We start from the raw sequence: 14,909 nt of genomic DNA on the forward strand, positions 1-14,909 counted from the left end.
GCTGTGGGGCCTAGGCCTCCAACCTGTAACCCGCCCCACGCACGGTCTGCAGCATGGCGTGGTCGAAGCCCTTGTCGATCTTGGCGCGCAGGCGGCTGATGTGGACGTCGATGACATTGGTCTGGGGGTCGAAATGGTATTCCCAGACCTTCTCCAGCAGCATGGTGCGGGTCACCGACTGGCCTGCGTGGCGCATCAAAAACTCCAGAAGCTGAAACTCGCGCGGCTGCAGGTCGATCTCGCGGCCGGCGCGATGCACGTCGCGGCTGATCAGGTTCATCTCCAGATCGCCGACCTTCAGCATGGTGGCCACGCTGCCGGTCTCGCGGCGGCGCGACAGGGCCTCAACCCGGGCGATCAGTTCGGAAAAGGCATAGGGTTTGACCAGATAGTCGTCGGCCCCGGCCTTCAGGCCCGCGACGCGGTCGTCGACCTCGCCCAAGGCCGACAGGAACAGGACCGGGGTCTGGTCGCCATCCTTGCGCAAGGTCTCGACCATGCCGATGCCGTCCAGGCGCGGCATCATACGGTCCACGACATAGACGTCATAGCCGCCCTTCTGAGCCTCCAGAAGGCCGAAGGCCCCGTCCACGGCGTGGGTCGGCTCGTGCCCCGCCTCGGTCAGACCCCGGACCATGGCGGTCGCGGCCTCGGCATCGTCCTCGACGACCAGAATGCGCATGTTCAGCCCCTCCCAGATACAGATTCGCCGCCGATGTTAGCGCATCGGCGGCGAACCCGTGAGTTAAGGGTTGGACAGACTTCGGACGATCAGTCGTCCGCGAGCGGAAGGACGATAGGCACTCCGCCTTGTGGCGTCCGGATGAATAGCAGCACACCGGGGCGACCCGACGCGCGGACGGCCTCAATGGCCGCTTCTGCCTCGGCGGGAGTGTTGACTATCTTATTATCGACCCTCGTGATGACCAGGCCGGCTTGCAGACGCTCACCGGCTGCTGCTGAGCCCCGCGCAACGTCCGTGATGACGACGCCCGTGACAGCATCGGGAATCTCGTATCGCTGGCGCAAAGCGGGCGTGATGGCCGACAATGTCAAACCCTCGACGACCTGACCCGGGGTTGCGGGTGGTTGAGCCGGAGCCGTTGACCCGCCCGGCCCCGAGTTGAGCGCAGCCAGTTCAGCTTCTGAAGGTCGTGTTCCCGATCGCACGTTCAGTGTCTGACGACGGCCGTCACGTATGATTTCCAGGCGAATGTTCTCACCCGGACTGACGCGAGCGACCTCGCGGGTTGCTTCAGTGCTTCCATCAACCACCGTGCCGTTGACGCTCACCATGTAATCGCCTTGACGCAGGCCAGCCTCTGCGGCGGGAGCTCCCGGAGTCACGTCAGCGACATAGGCTCCCTTGAAATCGTCCGGCAGACCCAAGGCGCGCCATTGTGGCCGAGACAACGATTGTAGCGTCGCGCCCAGATAGCCTCGCGCGATGGTCTCGCCACGCATCAGCCGGTCCGTCGTGGGCTTGGCGACCGAAGCCGGAATGGCAAAGCCGATGCCGACCGATCCTCCATTCATGCCTGGCGAGATGATTGCAGAGTTCACCCCGATCACGCGGCCATAGATGTCGAAGGTCGGACCGCCGGAGTTGCCGGTGTTGATGGCCGCGTCGATCTGGATGTAGTCCGTGTAAGGTGTGCGGCTGTCCAGGCTGCCGCGACCCAGGGCCGAGACAATACCGGCCGTGGCCGTGCCACCCAGGCCGAAGGGATTGCCGACGGCGACGACCCAGTCACCCACACGCGGCTGGGCCGACTCCTCGAAGCTGACAAAGGGATAGTCAGAGCCATCGACCTTGATGACGGCCAGATCGGTCGCCTCGTCGCGGCCGACGACCGTCGCCTCGATCTCACGTCCGTCCGCCAGCTTGACCGTGATCTCCGTCGCATCTTCGACCACGTGGTTGTTGGTGACGATGAAGCCGTCAGCGGAGATGAAGAAGCCGGAGCCGGCCCCGCGACCGCGCACGCCGCCGTCCTCGTCCTGCTGGCCCTGATTTGGATTGGGGATGGCGAAGGGCAGGCCCGGAATCTGGATCAGGCTGTCCTGAGGACCAGCCTCGCGCCGCGTCTCGACCTCGATCTGGACGACCGCTGGCGAGACTTGGGCAAAGATGTCGGCGAAGCTGAGGGGAGCCCCCTGCGGCGGGGCGAAGGCGACGCCATTGGCCCCGGCACTGGCATTGACCCGGCCCGAGACGCCCGCGACGGGCCCGGCCTCAGCGGTCGGCCAGTCGATCACCCCGCCCGCCGTGGCGGCGGCGGCAAAGAAGAGACCCGCGACGGCCCCCAGCATGAACTCCTTACGCTTCATCATCGACAGCCTTGTCTTCCCTTGGCGAACGCGAATGCATCCGCTCAGTCATCAGTCAGAAGCGACAGCCTAACGCACTGTCCCCGTGGGGCAATCCTGCCGCCGCGAAACGCTAGTCGTTGGACGGCTTTGCGTCAGGATCGCGGCGAACCGCCTCCTGCTTCAAAATATCGCTGAGGCGCGCGTCCTCTTCCGGCGTCAGGGGCGCGACCTCGACCGGACGACGCCGTCCGCGCAGCAGGATCAGTGCCCCCGCCGCCAGCATCAGGATCAGCGGCCCGAACCACAGCAGCCAGGTCCCGCCCCGCACCGGCGGCTTAAACAGGACGAAATCGCCGTAGCGCCGGACCAGATCGGTGCGGATCTGCTGGTCGCTGGCTCCATCGGCGATCTGGTCCCGCACCAGGCCGCGCATGTCGCCTGCGATCCCTGCCGGACTGTCGGCAATGGCCTCATGCTGACAGACCACGCAGCGGATGTCGTCGAACAGGGCCTGGGCGCGGGCTTCCTGGGCGGCATCGGGCAAGGGCCGGTCGGGCGCGGCGGGCGGCTCTTGGGCCAAGGCGGGCGTGCCCAATGCGAAGCACGTCGCGGCGATGAGCAAAATCCGCTTCACGCCTTCACCGCCTTAGCCGAAGTCCGTCGCCTGCCCACCCCAACCCTCAGCCGCCGGTCGAACAGCGACAGCGCCCCGCCCAGGGCCATGATCGTCGGCCCCAGGAAGATCAGCCGCGCCCAGGGATTGAACCACACACGCACATTCCAGGCGGCGGCTCCGTCGGACGCCCGCGCCCGCTCGCCCAGCACCACATAGACATCGTCCAGACCCCGGAAATCCAGCCCCACCTCGGTCGTCGTCTGGCCACCCGCCGGGAAGAAGCGCCGTTCGGCGGTGACGGTCGAGGGCGAACGGCCGTCGGCGCGGTCCACCGTCAGACGCCCCTGCTCCGCCAGATAGTTGGGGCCCTCGACGACCTGCACCGCATCCAGACGCACGATCCAGGGCCCAGCCTCGATGGACTGGCCGATGGCCAAGGGGCGCGCAGCCTCCAGCCGGTATCCCGTCTCGACCACCGCCCCCAGGACGAAGACGCCCAGGCCCGCATGCGCCAGGGTCATGCCCCAGGCTCCCAGCGGCAGGCCACGCGCGCGCCGCCAGGTCTCGGCCACCGGCACCCGGAAGAGCCGCACCCGTTCAGCCCATTCCGCCAGACTGCCCAGGATCAACCAGCCGCCCAGGCCGATGCCCAGAGCCGACAGCGCCTTCTTCGGCTCGAACGCCATCCAGCCCAACAGCGCGACCAGAAGCGCCAGCCCCGCCGCCACGATCAGACGCTGGCTCACGCCTCTCAGATCGCCCCGCTTCCACGCCAGTAGGGGCCCGGCGGGCAGGATCAGGAAGGCCACGGCCATCAGGGGCGTGAAGGTCAGGGCGAAATAGGGCGGGCCGACCGAGATGGTCGCGCCGGACGTCGCCTCAAGGAGCAGGGGATACAGGGTGCCCAGCAGCACCGTCGCCGCGGCCGCCGTCAGGAACAGGTTGTTCAGGACCAGAGCGCCTTCACGACTGACCGGGGCGAACAGGCCGCCACCCTTAAGCCTGGGCGCGCGCCAGGCGAACAGGGCAAAGGCCAGCCCCGCCGTCACGCCCAGAATGGCCAGCAGCATCAGGCCGCGCTGAGGATCGACCGCAAACGCATGCACGCTGGTCAGGACGCCGGACCGCACAAGAAACGCCCCCAGCATGGAGAAGGTGAAGGCCAGCAGTGCCAGGAAGGTCGTCCATCCGGCCAGGGCTCCACGCCGCTCGGTCACCACGGCGCTGTGCAGCAGGGCCGCAGCCACCAGCCACGGCATGAAGCTGGCATTCTCGACCGGGTCCCAGAACCACCAGCCGCCCCAGCCCAGTTCATAATAGGCCCAGAAGCTGCCCAGCCCGATGCCGACGGTCAGAAAGGCCCAGCTGGCCAGGGCCCAGGGCCGCACCCACCGTCCCCAGGCAGGCCAGAAGCTGGAGTTGGGCCGGCCCTCGATCAGGGCGGCCACCGCCAGCGAGAAACAGACCGACAGCCCGACATAGCCCGCATAGAGCAGCGGCGGATGGAAGGCCAAGGCCGGGTCCTGCAGCAGGGGGTTCAGCGATGCGCCCTGGAAGGGGGCCGGGTTCAGCCGCGCAAACGGATTGGAGGTGAAGACGGCAAAGGCGATGAACATCACCCCCAGAGCGCCTTGCGTGGCGACGGCGCAGGCCTTTAGCCCGAACGGCAGGCCGCGCGCCCGCGCCAGCACCGCCCCGAACCCGGTCAGGACCAGGCACCACAGCACCAGCGAGCCTTCGTGGCTGCCCCAGGCCCCGGCGACCTTGTAGAGCATCGGCTTGTCGGTGTGGCTGTTGGCCGCGACATTGGAGACCGAGAAGTCCGAGATCACGAAGGCGAAGATCAGGACGGCGAAGGCCAGAGCCACCGCCAGCGCACTCGCCAGAGCCGCGCCCTCGGCCGCACCGGCAAGAACCGGACTGCGCCGCAGCCGCCCGGCTACGGCGAAACCCGTCTGCAGCACTGACAGCACGAGCGCCAGGATGAGGGCGAAGGCCCCAAGCTCTATAATCACGGCTGGCTCGCCTCAGCCGGTCGCCATTCGCCGGTTTCCTTCAGGCGGTCGGAAACCTCGCGCGGCATGTAGTTCTCGTCGTGCTTGGCCAGGACCTGGGTGGCGCGGAAGGTGCGGTCGGGCAGGAAGGCTCCCTGCGCCACGATCCCCTGCCCCTCGCGGAACAGGTCGGGCAGGTCGCCGCGATAGACGACGCGCGTCGTGGCGACATTGTCGGTGACAGCAAAGGCGACCTCGCCGGAGCCGGGATTGGACACGCTGCCCGCCTCGACCAGCCCGCCCAACCGAACCACGCGACCCGCCGGAGCCTTTTCTACCGTGGCTTCTGAGGGCGAGAAGAAGAAGGTGACGCTGTCGCGCATGGCATACAGCGACAGGCCGACGGCCAGGGCCAGGATCGGCGCGACGGCCGCCACGACCCACAGCCTGCGCCGCGCCTTGGGCGATTTTGGCAGCCAGCTCATCGTGCGGCCCCCTCGGGCGGCAGGCGACGCTCCAGATCGGTTCGGCGAGGATCGGCAGGGTCAAGCGCCGCGATCAGCGGCAACCACATCTGGCGTACTACGGTCGTCTCGACCCGCGTCAGCGCCGCCTCGCCCAGGAAGTAACGGGCACCCAGCTGATCGGCGTCGCGGCTCAGCGATTCCCGGAACGCCGCCTCCGCATCCGCGCCGACGATGCCGCCATTGGCCCGCACCAGGCTTTCGCCCAACCGCGCCCAAGCCTGCGGATCCTCCGCATCCAGCTCCAGTGCCCGGCGGAAGGCCGAGGCCGCTGCCAGCGGATCATTGGCTTCGAACCGCGCGGCCCCCAGCATCAGCAGTGCCTGGCGATCGTCCGGTCGGTCGCGCACGACGCGGGCCACGACGGCCGCGATCTGAGGGGCTTCCAGCGTCTCGGGCGAGGTGGCCCAGTCGTCGACACGGCTCTCGAAGCCTTGATCGGGCAGACCCGGGGTGGCGATCAGGAAATACAGCCCCAGCGTCGCCGCCACCGCCAGACCGATCCCGCCCAGCACCCAGGTCCGGTCCTGTCGTCCCGCCATCACGGGTGCCGCCTGACGTTCCGCCGACAGGATGCGCCGTCCGGCCTCGGCCCGCGCGGCGGTCCAACCCGCCTCGTCCAGCAGCCCCCGATCCTTCAGCCGATCCAGTTCGGACAGTTCGACGGCGGCCGCCACCGTCTCGGCCTCGCCCGCCGCATCGGACCCGCGCCGCGCCGCACTGAGCACCAGCAGGCCGGCCAGGGCCGCAACCAGGGCTGTCATGATCCAGAAAACCGTCATTGTGCGCCGTTTAGCCGATCAGGCGGCGTCGGACGAGGCCTTGTCGGCAGGTGCGACGCCGTCGGCCACCGCGACCCGCCGTCGCACGGACCGGGCCGCATCCCTGGCCTCGATCAGAGCCAGCCAGGTCGCGGCCCGCTTGATCTGTTTCAGGGCCCCTGGCTTGTCCGCGACGTCGCCATTGTTGACGAGCGTCAGGGCCTCGTCGGCATAGTCGCTCAAGCGAATGGTGAGCGCCTCCACCAGTCTCTGGCGCTCGGCCTCGCAACCGAACACCGGGGCGGTCTTTCGCAAACCGGCAACGAACTTCAACAGAGGCCCTGCCGCATCGGGTCCCGGCGTCGTCTCGGCATACAGCCGCGGCGTGCGCCGGGTCATCCGCCCGGCCAGCGGCGTGCGTGTCATCGGCAGGCCAGCCTCGACCGCCGAGCCACTGGCCGCGATCAGATTGGACAGCGTGCCCCCCACCGACTGACGGGTCTTGCGCATGACCTGGCCCCATGCGCTGTGAGGTTCGGGATCCAGGACCACGTCCATCTCGGCCAGGACGGTGGCGCACCAGTCCAGATCGTCCATGACGGCCTCCAGGCCGGCCATGTTTCGACCTGGCCGGAAGGTATTGATCCGGCCGGCCCGCATCTGCATCGCGGCCACAAGGCGGTCGACGAAAACACCGAACTCCGAGCCGCTCATCAGCGAGACCGAGGCTGCCGCTCCCGACAAGTGCGGCAGCAGACGCAGGACAAGCACCGCATCGTCCATGTGGGCGAACAGGATGTCGAGAAGGGCGCGCGGCCCTTCGGGACTGATCGCCTCCGCATCGCGCAGTACCAAACGCAGGGCCGCAAGTTGCTCCTCGTCGGGGCGTTTCAGCCAACCCTCCAGACCCGCCGCCGCCCGCCGCGCCACGGCTAGCAGGTCCAGACACAGGATCAAGTTTTCCAACGCCTCCACATAGGCGTCCGGCCAGATGTCGTCGGGCCTGTCCCGCACCGCGTTCGCTGCCGCGATTCCCAACCGCTCGGCCACCAACGCCGCCTCGGCCTCACCTCCGTCCAGGCGGGTCAGCAGTTCGGGCTCCGCCGTCCGCGCGGCAGCCCAAAGCCGATCCAGTACAACGGGTGGAAACGTCAGCGCCTGCACGTCGTCTCGCCGGGCACGAAACATGGGCAACAGAGGCCTTAGTACCCTGAGCTTGCGCTTTCGCTCGCGCAGTTCGACGCCGATCATCACCTGCAGGGCCTCCGCAGTTTCGCCCGGCATGGCTCGAACAGCCGTGGCGACCTTGCCCAGGCGCACGTCATTCAGCCCCGACATCAGGGCACGCAAGCCTTCGCGCTGGGCGTTCGTCAGCCCGGACATACTGTAATCCCGAGAGCCAGGGTCGATGCGACCTTGGCCGTTCTGATCATGCCGGAGTTAAAATTCGCTGTCGAAACGCATCAAAGCTCGGCGCTGGGCAGCTCCAGCAGCACCTTCAGCCCACCCATGTCGCTGTCGCCCAGGGTGATCCGCCCGCCGTAGGCCCGGGTCAGCTCGACCACGATCGACAGACCCAGGCCCGAACCCGGCGTCGTCTCGTCCATGCGCGCCCCGCGCTCCAGCGCCGCCTCGCGCTGATCGGCGGGCAGGCCAGGGCCGTCGTCTTCGACGACCACCACCATCTGGCCGAGACCGGTCGGGCCGGCGGAGATGCGTACCCGGCGCTTCGACCATTTCGAGGCATTCTCCATCAGATTGCCCAGGATTTCCTGCAGGTCCTGCCGCTCTCCGCGGAAGGCCAGGTCGTCCGGTGCCCGCCAGTCAATCTCGACGCCCTTCTCTTCGAACACCCGCTCCAGCATCACCGCCATCTCGTCCAGCACGTCGCCGATGGGGGTGCGTTCGCCCAGGCTCTGGGCCCGGGCGGCGGCGCGGGCGCGGCGCAGGTGATGCTCGACCTGGGCCTTCATGATCTCGGACTGTTTGCGTACCAGATCGGGCAGTTGGCCCGACTGATTTCCCGCCTCGGCCAGCATGACCGACAGAGGCGTCTTCAGCGCATGGGCCAGGTTGCCGACGTGGGTGCGCTGGCGCTCCACCGTATCCTGATTGGCATCCAGCAGGCGATTGACCTGCTCAGCCAGCGGCTGGATCTCGATCGGATAGTGCTGAACCACCCGGGCCGCCCGGCCCTTGCGGACATCGGCGATCTCGTTGCGCAGCCCGAACAGGGGGCGCAGGCCGATCTGGACCTGAATGAACACGGCCGCGACCAGACCCAGGCCCAGGATCAGCAGGGCGATCCAGGTGACGCGCGCAAACTGGCGCGTATCGGCATCCACATCGGAGCGATCGATGGCAGCGATGAAGATGACCGGCGGCGTCCGTCCCGGCAGTTGCTTCATGCTGGCGGCGACCCGAAGGGGCTCGTCCTTGGGGCCGATGTCATTATAGCTGATGACCTGCCCCTTGGCCTCAGCGAGACGCGCGGGCAGTTCGGCAGGCACGGTCAGCTCCCCGCCCGGCAGAGAGGCCGAACGCGACAGGAAATGCACCGCCCCACTCGGCCGGACCTCGGCCACGACCCAGTATTTTCCGGACAGCAGTCGCTGCGTCCGCGCATCTCCTATGGGACGGGTCACGACGCTGAACTCGGTGGCGTTGGTCGCCACCACCGTCTCGTCGATGGTGTCCAGCAAGGTGGTGCCCAGCCGGCGCAGAGCCGATTCCTGGAACTGGGATGTCAGAACATAGCCGGTCAGCACCAGCGCCACGATGATCCAGGCCGAAGCCAACCAGATCAGACGCCGCGTCAGCGACCGCCCTGGCCGTCCGAAATAGCGACCCCAGGACCGGGGCGCGGCGACCGGCTCCGACGTCGGTTCATCCCCCTGATCGCTGGCTGGGCTCACGCCGCTTCGGACTCACCCGCCAGCGGCGTCAGGCGATAGCCCAGGCCACGCACCGTCTCGATCCGGTCGGAGCCGATCTTCTTGCGCAGGCGGCCGACGAAGACCTCGATGGTGTTGGAATCGCGGTCGAAATCCTGATCGTACAGATGTTCGACCAGCTCGGTCCGGCTGATGACCCGGCCTTGATGCATCATCATGTAATGCAGCAGGCGGTACTCCAGCGACGTCAGACGCAGGGGCTCGCCGTTGACCGTGGCGCGGGCCGCGCGGGGATCCAGCCGCAGGCCGCCGCACGACAGGGTCGCCGAGGCGATCCCCGCTGAGCGGCGCAGCAGGGCGCGCAGGCGGGCCAGCAGCTCCTCCGTATGGAAGGGCTTGGTCAGATAGTCGTCGGCCCCGGCATCGAAGCCCGACACCTTGTCCGACCATGCTCCGCGCGCCGTCAGGATCAGCACCGGCGTCGTCTTGCCGTCGCGCCGCCAGCGTTCCAGAACGGACACGCCGTCGATCTTGGGCAGGCCCAGGTCCAGCACCACCACGTCATAGGGTTCGGTGTCGCCCAGGAAATGCGCCTCTTCGCCATCGGCGGCGTGGTCGACGGCATAGCCGGCGTCGCCCAGGGCGGTCTTCAACTGACGCGACAGATCGACGTCGTCTTCTACCAGCAGAACACGCATTCAGCCTCCTCCCGCGCGGCCCGTGCGGGCGTCGACGGTAATATCGAAAATCCGGCCCTCGGGGCTCTCGAAGCGAAACACATAGGTCCCGCCTCCGGATGCCATGGTGCCGACGAAACGTGCGCCGCGCGCACGGCTTCGCGCAATGGACAAAGCCTCACCCGCACTGATGGACGGCCGCTCCCGCTGCGGCTCACGCGATTGCTCGCGCTCAGGGCCTCGCCCACGCGCCCCGCGATCCTGCGCAGCCGCCTCTGACAGAGGGGCCCAAGCCATCAGGGCGGCAGCAGCAATGACTAAAATCCGTGACATGACGGTGTGATTAGGCCCCAGGCTCTGAACGATGGCTGAACGAACAGTCTAGACAGATTTCACCGTTCGCGCCGGTCTTTTGCGATGGACAGCTCAGGGATGCAGCCTGGCATTCTCCCTGGCCGAATGCAGACGCACGGATGACCGGCAGTCTGTTTGTCGGCTTCATCATTCTGAGCGTCCTAAATCCCCGCCGCCGCCTCCGGGTCGGCGACGGCGTCGCGGCCTTCCACGATGCGGGCGGCGGTCAGGTCGGCGGTGACGTTGCCGACGGTGCGGAAGATGTCGGGGATGACCTCGACCGCCAGCAACAGGGGCAGTAGTTCGAGCGGCACGCCCATGGCAAGCGCAATGGGGGCGACGCTGGCGAAGAAGGAAATCTGGCCCGGCAGGCCGACGGTGCCGACGCTGATGGCCATGGCGGTCAGGCCGCCTGCGACCATGACCGGCAGGGTGATCTGAACCCCGAACAGGTGGGCGCAATAGATGACGACGGCTAGGTTGGCGACGGGCGAGGTGATGCGGAAGACGGCGACGGCCAGCGGCAGGACCAGTCCCGCCGTCGCGCCCGATACGCCCAGGCGACCGACCGCCCGCTCGACCATGATCGGCAGGCTGGCCAGCGACGACTGGGTCGAGAAGGCCACGACCTGTGCCGGGGCGATGCCCTGCGCGAACCGGCCCAGGCCGATCCGGCCCCAGAGCGTGGCCACTGCGTAGAGGATCAGGATCAGGCCGATGATGGCCAGGCTGACGATGGCGATATAGTGGGCCAGCACCCCCGCCGCCCCGATACCGGCCCGCAGGCCCACGCCCATGGCCAGGGCAAAGACCCCGACCGGCGCGGCCCACAGCACCCATTGCACGATCACGATCATGGCCTGGGCCACGGCCTCGAAGAAGATGGCTATGGGCTGGCGCAACCGGCCCGGCAGGCGGGTGGTGGCGAACCCAAACGCAATGGCGAAGACCACGATGGCCAGGATGGCGTCGTCCGCCGCAGCCTTGATCGGGTTGGACGGGGCCAGTCCCGCGACAAAGGCCCCGAAGCCGCCGGACTTTGCCCCCTCGGCGACGGCGGCGGCCTGATCCGGGGAAATGCCACCCAGCAAGGCCTGGGCCTCGGCGATATTGATTGGCCAGATCGCGTGCAGCCCCATGGAGGCGGCGAAGGCATAGACGGTGGCGAAGACCAGCAGGACGGCAAAGACGATCAGCGCCTTGACCGCCAGCCGCCCCGTAGAGGTCGCATCCGCGATCGAGGCGATGCCGGTGACCAGAAGGGCAAAGACCAGCGGAATGATCGTCATCCTCAGGGCATTCAGCCAAAGCTGGCCGAGAGCGTCGATGGCCGCCACACTGGCGGTGCCGCCGGGAATGCCCCAGGCCTGGGCCGCCGCTCCTGCGGCCAGGCCGGCGATCAGGGCGACCAGCACCCGGAGCGACAGGGACGACATGACGGCAGCGGTGCGGGATTGGGCCATGCGGTGACGCTAGCGCGTGAATCGGCCTCTGCGAAGCGATGTCGCAGGGGAGCGCCGCAATGAACGGCCAAGGCTGTGGCGCGTTAGGTCGCCGAAGGAGACTTGATCCATGCCTATTCCGAAGATTTCGCCCAGCCTGGTGACCCTGGTCGGCGGCCTGCTGTTCAGCAAGGGCGGACGCCGCGTGGCCGGACGGCATGCGGGCAAGCTGGCGCTGGCGACCTTGGCGTTCCAGCTGTGGGAGGCGCGCCGGGATCGCCGCGCAGCAAACCCGTCGCAGACGCAATCCCAGCGCCCCGGCACCAAATCCAAAGCGCATCCGCGTCAGCGCTGGAGCGGCCGCCGCGCCTGATCGCGAAAGGGCTGGACGGACGCAGCGTCAACATGCGTGAGTGGCCGCCCAGCCTGAAGGCTTTCGGAGCGTCCTCATGATCACCGTCCACCACCTCGCCGATTCCCGCTCGCAGCGCGTGCTGTGGTTGCTGGAAGAGATGGGACGGCCCTATGAGGTCAAACGCTACGAGCGCAATCCGGCCACCATGCTGGCCCCGCCAGAGCTGAAGGCCATCCACCCCCTAGGCAAGTCGCCGGTCGTCGATGACGGGGCGGTACGCGTGGCCGAGACAGGGGCCATCGTTGAATATCTGCTGGAGGGCCCGAACGGTGCGGCGCTGCGTCCGGCCACCGGCTCCGAGGCCGGGCGGCGCTATACCTACTGGCTGCACTATGCCGAGGGGTCGGCCATGACGCCCCTGTTGCTGAAACTGATCTTCGGCCAGCTTCCCAAACGCTCGCCCGGCCTCGTGCGGCCGCTGGTCAAGGCCATCAGCGGCAAGGCCCAGGACAGTTTCATCGATCCGCAGATCGCGTCCCACACGGCCTATTGGGAGGCCGAACTGGGCAAGTCGGAATGGTTCGCGGGCGACGATTTCAGCGCGGCCGACATCATGATGAGCTTCCCCATCGAGGCCGGTGCCAGCCGGGCACCCTATGCCGACAAGCCGCGTCTGACAGCGTTCCTGAAGAAGATTCACGCCCGCCCCGCCTATCAGCGGGCGCTGGAGCGGGGTGGGCCCTACAGCTACGCCTGACGGGAGCGCCCGAAGCGGCAAACAGGACACAGTCACAGGCTGTTGAGCTGGACGGCAGCAACCGCGGGATCGATCGCACGTTAACGGCTTCATGCGCCTGAAAACCATTCAAATCGTCGCCGCCCTGGCCGCCGCCCTGTCCTTCGTGCTCGCCTTCATTGCGGCCGGCATCTTCATCGTGTCCGTGGCTTTCATGGCCATCGGCATGGCTATCCTCGGCTGGCTGGCCTGGAGCCTGATGAAACACATCCGGGCTCTGTCTCGTCGCCGGGTTGCCGGAACACGGGTCGCCAATCGGCCATAGGGTCTTGAACGTTTTGACGGGGTGCCCTACCCTCTTTGGCCGGTCGCAAGCGCCCTGCGATCACAAGTGCCGGTCAATTTGTCAGTCGGGCGATAGCTAAGAAACTCACGACATATGGAAAAAGTGCCGATGACGGCCGAGGGCTACCGTGTCCTCGACGATCAGCTGAAGCAATTGAAGTCCGTGGAGCGGCCGAGCGTAATCTCGGCCATCTCGGAAGCGCGCGAGCATGGCGATCTCTCGGAGAACGCCGAATATCACGCCGCCAAGGAGCGACAGGGCTGGATCGAAGGCCAGATTGCCGACATCGAGGACAAGATCAGCCGCGCCCAGGTGATCGATGTGTCCAAGCTGAGCGGAAACCAGGTCAAGTTCGGCGCCACGGTCACCGTGGTGGACGAAGACACTGAGGAAGAAGGCCGCTACCAGATCGTCGGCGAGCATGAAGCCGACGTGAAGCAGGGCAAGATCTCTGTCGCCTCGCCGATCGCCCGCGCCATGATCTCCAAGGAGGTCGGCGACGTGGTCGAGGTGAACACTCCCGGCGGCGTCAAGGCCTACGAAATCCTCAAGGTCGAGTGGAAGTAGCGACCGACAGGTCGCCGCTTTCGCTCTGGGTCGTCTCGGACGGCCGGGCCGGTATGGAAAATCAGGCGCTGGGGTTGGCGGAAGCCCTCCAGCGCCTTTTGCCGTCGGTCATCACCGTGAAGCGGGTGCGCTGGCGTAAGGGCTTCGACAAACTGCCGTCAGCGCTTAAGGCTAAGTGGATGCTGGATGCGGCGTCCGACGATCCCATTCCGTACGCCAGTGAGCCGTGGCCGGACGTCTGGATCGCGACGGGGCGGGCCACCCTGCCGCTGTCGATCGAGGCCAAACGGCGCTCGGGCGGGAAGACCTTCGTGGTCCAGACGCAGGATCCGCGTTGGCGGACGGGGGACTATGATCTGGTCGTCGCGCCCCGGCATGATGGGATCGAGGGTCCCAACATCCTGTCCATCACCGGATCGCCGCATCGCATCTCGCCCGCCCGTCTGGCAGAGGGCGCATCAGCGTTCGCAGAAATGCTGGAGCCCCTGCCCCACCCCCGTGTCGCGGTCCTGATCGGTGGCAAGTCCCGTGCCCACGATCTGCCCGACGCCCAGGCCATCGAACTGGCCGATCGCATCGCGACGACGATTGAAGCGGCGGGCGGCTCGTTGATGTTGACCTATTCCCGGCGCACGCCCGAGGAGGCCAAGGCGGCGATGACGGCCCGGCTGGCGCATCTGCCCGGCCTGATTTGGAACGGCGAAGGTCCGAACCCCTATTTCGCCTTCTTGCAGTTCGCCGACCACATCCTGGTCACGGAGGATAGCGCTAACATGGCCGCCGAGGCCGCCTCGACCGGCACACCGGTCCACATCCTGCCGATGGTGGCGACCAAGCCGGCCGACAAGTTCTCGCGGCTGCATCAGGACCTGCACGACCGCGGGGCGGCGCGAGCCTTCGACGGGCGGCTGGAAAGCTGGAGCTATGAGCCGCTGAACGAGACCGAGCGTGCGGCGCGGATCATCGCAGAGCGATTGGAGGCCTAATCGCCGCCCCCGCCGCCGCCGTCTCCACCACCATCGGAGCCGTCGCTGGTATCAACCGTCTTGTCGCGGCCCCCGCCGTCACTGAATCCAGAACCGTCGCCGCCCTTGTCAGCCTTGTGCGCCTTGGCCCTCCGCTGATCGAAGGCGACGCCTATGCCGACGCCGATAGCGATACCCAGCGAGAGCCACAGGGCCACATTGTCCAGAGCCACGCCAAGGGCCGTCCCGATACAGACGCCCAGCGCGACGCCGATCCCGATCGAACTGCGACCTTCCATGTGAATACCCTGCCCTGCCTGTGAAGAACCGTCAGCCTAGCATCGCACAAAGCGGAATCACCGCCT

17 protein-coding genes are annotated in these 14,909 nt (G+C 67.3%); 5 read left to right on the forward strand and 12 right to left on the reverse strand.

Going from position 1 to position 14,909, the window contains the following annotated elements; genetic code table 11:
• Positions 1-10 precede the first annotated feature (10 nt).
• The 11 genes from WC585_RS02835 to WC585_RS02885 all read right to left on the reverse strand — a co-directional run bounded on the left by WC585_RS02835 (position 11) and on the right by WC585_RS02885 (position 11,596).
• Positions 11-682, reverse strand: coding sequence for a response regulator transcription factor (locus tag WC585_RS02835; protein WP_373256000.1), 672 nt, complete (start codon positions 680-682; stop codon positions 11-13).
• Positions 683-771: 89 nt separating this feature from the next.
• Positions 772-2,334 carry a trypsin-like peptidase domain-containing protein gene (locus tag WC585_RS02840; RefSeq protein WP_373256001.1) on the reverse strand — a complete coding sequence of 521 codons (1,563 nt, stop codon included), beginning with the start codon at positions 2,332-2,334 and terminating at the stop codon, positions 772-774.
• Positions 2,335-2,443: 109 nt separating this feature from the next.
• Positions 2,444-2,947: a cytochrome c-type biogenesis protein CcmH gene (locus WC585_RS02845; protein ID WP_373256002.1), complete on the reverse strand. Its 504-nt coding sequence runs from the start codon at positions 2,945-2,947 to the stop codon at positions 2,444-2,446.
• Positions 2,944-4,944: a heme lyase CcmF/NrfE family subunit gene (locus tag WC585_RS02850; RefSeq protein WP_373256003.1), complete on the reverse strand. Its 2,001-nt coding sequence runs from the start codon at positions 4,942-4,944 to the stop codon at positions 2,944-2,946. The genes WC585_RS02845 and WC585_RS02850 overlap by 4 nt, the downstream gene beginning before the upstream one ends.
• Complete coding sequence (ccmE, locus tag WC585_RS02855) at positions 4,941-5,408, reverse strand: cytochrome c maturation protein CcmE (protein WP_373256005.1); 468 nt, start codon at positions 5,406-5,408, stop codon at positions 4,941-4,943. Before ccmE ends, WC585_RS02850 begins: the two co-directional genes overlap by 4 nt.
• Positions 5,405-6,211 carry a c-type cytochrome biogenesis protein CcmI gene (ccmI, locus tag WC585_RS02860; protein ID WP_373256006.1) on the reverse strand — a complete coding sequence of 269 codons (807 nt, stop codon included), beginning with the start codon at positions 6,209-6,211 and terminating at the stop codon, positions 5,405-5,407. Before ccmI ends, ccmE begins: the two co-directional genes overlap by 4 nt.
• Positions 6,212-6,247: 36 nt before the next feature.
• Positions 6,248-7,591, reverse strand: coding sequence for a hypothetical protein (locus WC585_RS02865; RefSeq protein WP_373256008.1), 1,344 nt, complete (start codon positions 7,589-7,591; stop codon positions 6,248-6,250).
• A gap of 80 nt (positions 7,592-7,671) precedes the next feature.
• Positions 7,672-9,123 carry a sensor histidine kinase gene (locus WC585_RS02870; protein ID WP_373256009.1) on the reverse strand — a complete coding sequence of 484 codons (1,452 nt, stop codon included), beginning with the start codon at positions 9,121-9,123 and terminating at the stop codon, positions 7,672-7,674.
• Positions 9,120-9,800, reverse strand: coding sequence for a response regulator transcription factor (locus WC585_RS02875; RefSeq protein WP_292173049.1), 681 nt, complete (start codon positions 9,798-9,800; stop codon positions 9,120-9,122). Before WC585_RS02875 ends, WC585_RS02870 begins: the two co-directional genes overlap by 4 nt.
• On the reverse strand, positions 9,801-10,112 hold the full coding sequence (locus tag WC585_RS02880; RefSeq protein ID WP_373256011.1) for a PepSY domain-containing protein: 312 nt from the start codon (positions 10,110-10,112) through the stop codon (positions 9,801-9,803).
• Positions 10,113-10,294: 182 nt separating this feature from the next.
• A complete protein-coding gene (locus WC585_RS02885; RefSeq protein ID WP_373256012.1) occupies positions 10,295-11,596 on the reverse strand; it encodes a dicarboxylate/amino acid:cation symporter in 1,302 nt (433 codons plus the stop codon).
• A gap of 109 nt (positions 11,597-11,705) precedes the next feature.
• Between WC585_RS02885 and WC585_RS02890 the strand changes: the two genes are divergently transcribed.
• From WC585_RS02890 to WC585_RS02910, 5 genes are all read left to right on the forward strand, one after another.
• Entirely contained in the window at positions 11,706-11,948 is a 243-nt protein-coding gene (locus WC585_RS02890; protein ID WP_373256013.1) for a cysteine protease, read from the forward strand.
• 76 nt (positions 11,949-12,024) lie between these two features.
• Entirely contained in the window at positions 12,025-12,687 is a 663-nt protein-coding gene (locus tag WC585_RS02895; RefSeq protein WP_373256014.1) for a glutathione S-transferase, read from the forward strand.
• Between the two features lie 91 nt (positions 12,688-12,778).
• Positions 12,779-12,991, forward strand: coding sequence for a hypothetical protein (locus tag WC585_RS02900; protein WP_373256016.1), 213 nt, complete (start codon positions 12,779-12,781; stop codon positions 12,989-12,991).
• A gap of 114 nt (positions 12,992-13,105) precedes the next feature.
• Positions 13,106-13,579, forward strand: a complete 474-nt coding sequence (greA, locus tag WC585_RS02905; RefSeq protein WP_373256017.1) for a transcription elongation factor GreA — start codon at positions 13,106-13,108, stop codon at positions 13,577-13,579.
• The gene (locus WC585_RS02910) at positions 13,570-14,565 is read left to right on the forward strand and encodes a mitochondrial fission ELM1 family protein (RefSeq protein ID WP_373256018.1); all 996 of its coding nucleotides are present in this window, start codon (positions 13,570-13,572) and stop codon (positions 14,563-14,565) included. Before greA ends, WC585_RS02910 begins: the two co-directional genes overlap by 10 nt.
• Here the strand turns inward: WC585_RS02910 and WC585_RS02915 are convergent.
• Entirely contained in the window at positions 14,562-14,843 is a 282-nt protein-coding gene (locus WC585_RS02915; protein WP_373256019.1) for a hypothetical protein, read from the reverse strand. The two genes, WC585_RS02910 and WC585_RS02915, sit on opposite strands and share 4 nt — an antisense overlap.
• Between the last annotated feature and the right edge of the window lie 66 nt (positions 14,844-14,909).

The organism is Brevundimonas sp., from assembly GCF_041648055.1.
Taxonomy (GTDB): domain Bacteria; phylum Pseudomonadota; class Alphaproteobacteria; order Caulobacterales; family Caulobacteraceae; genus Brevundimonas.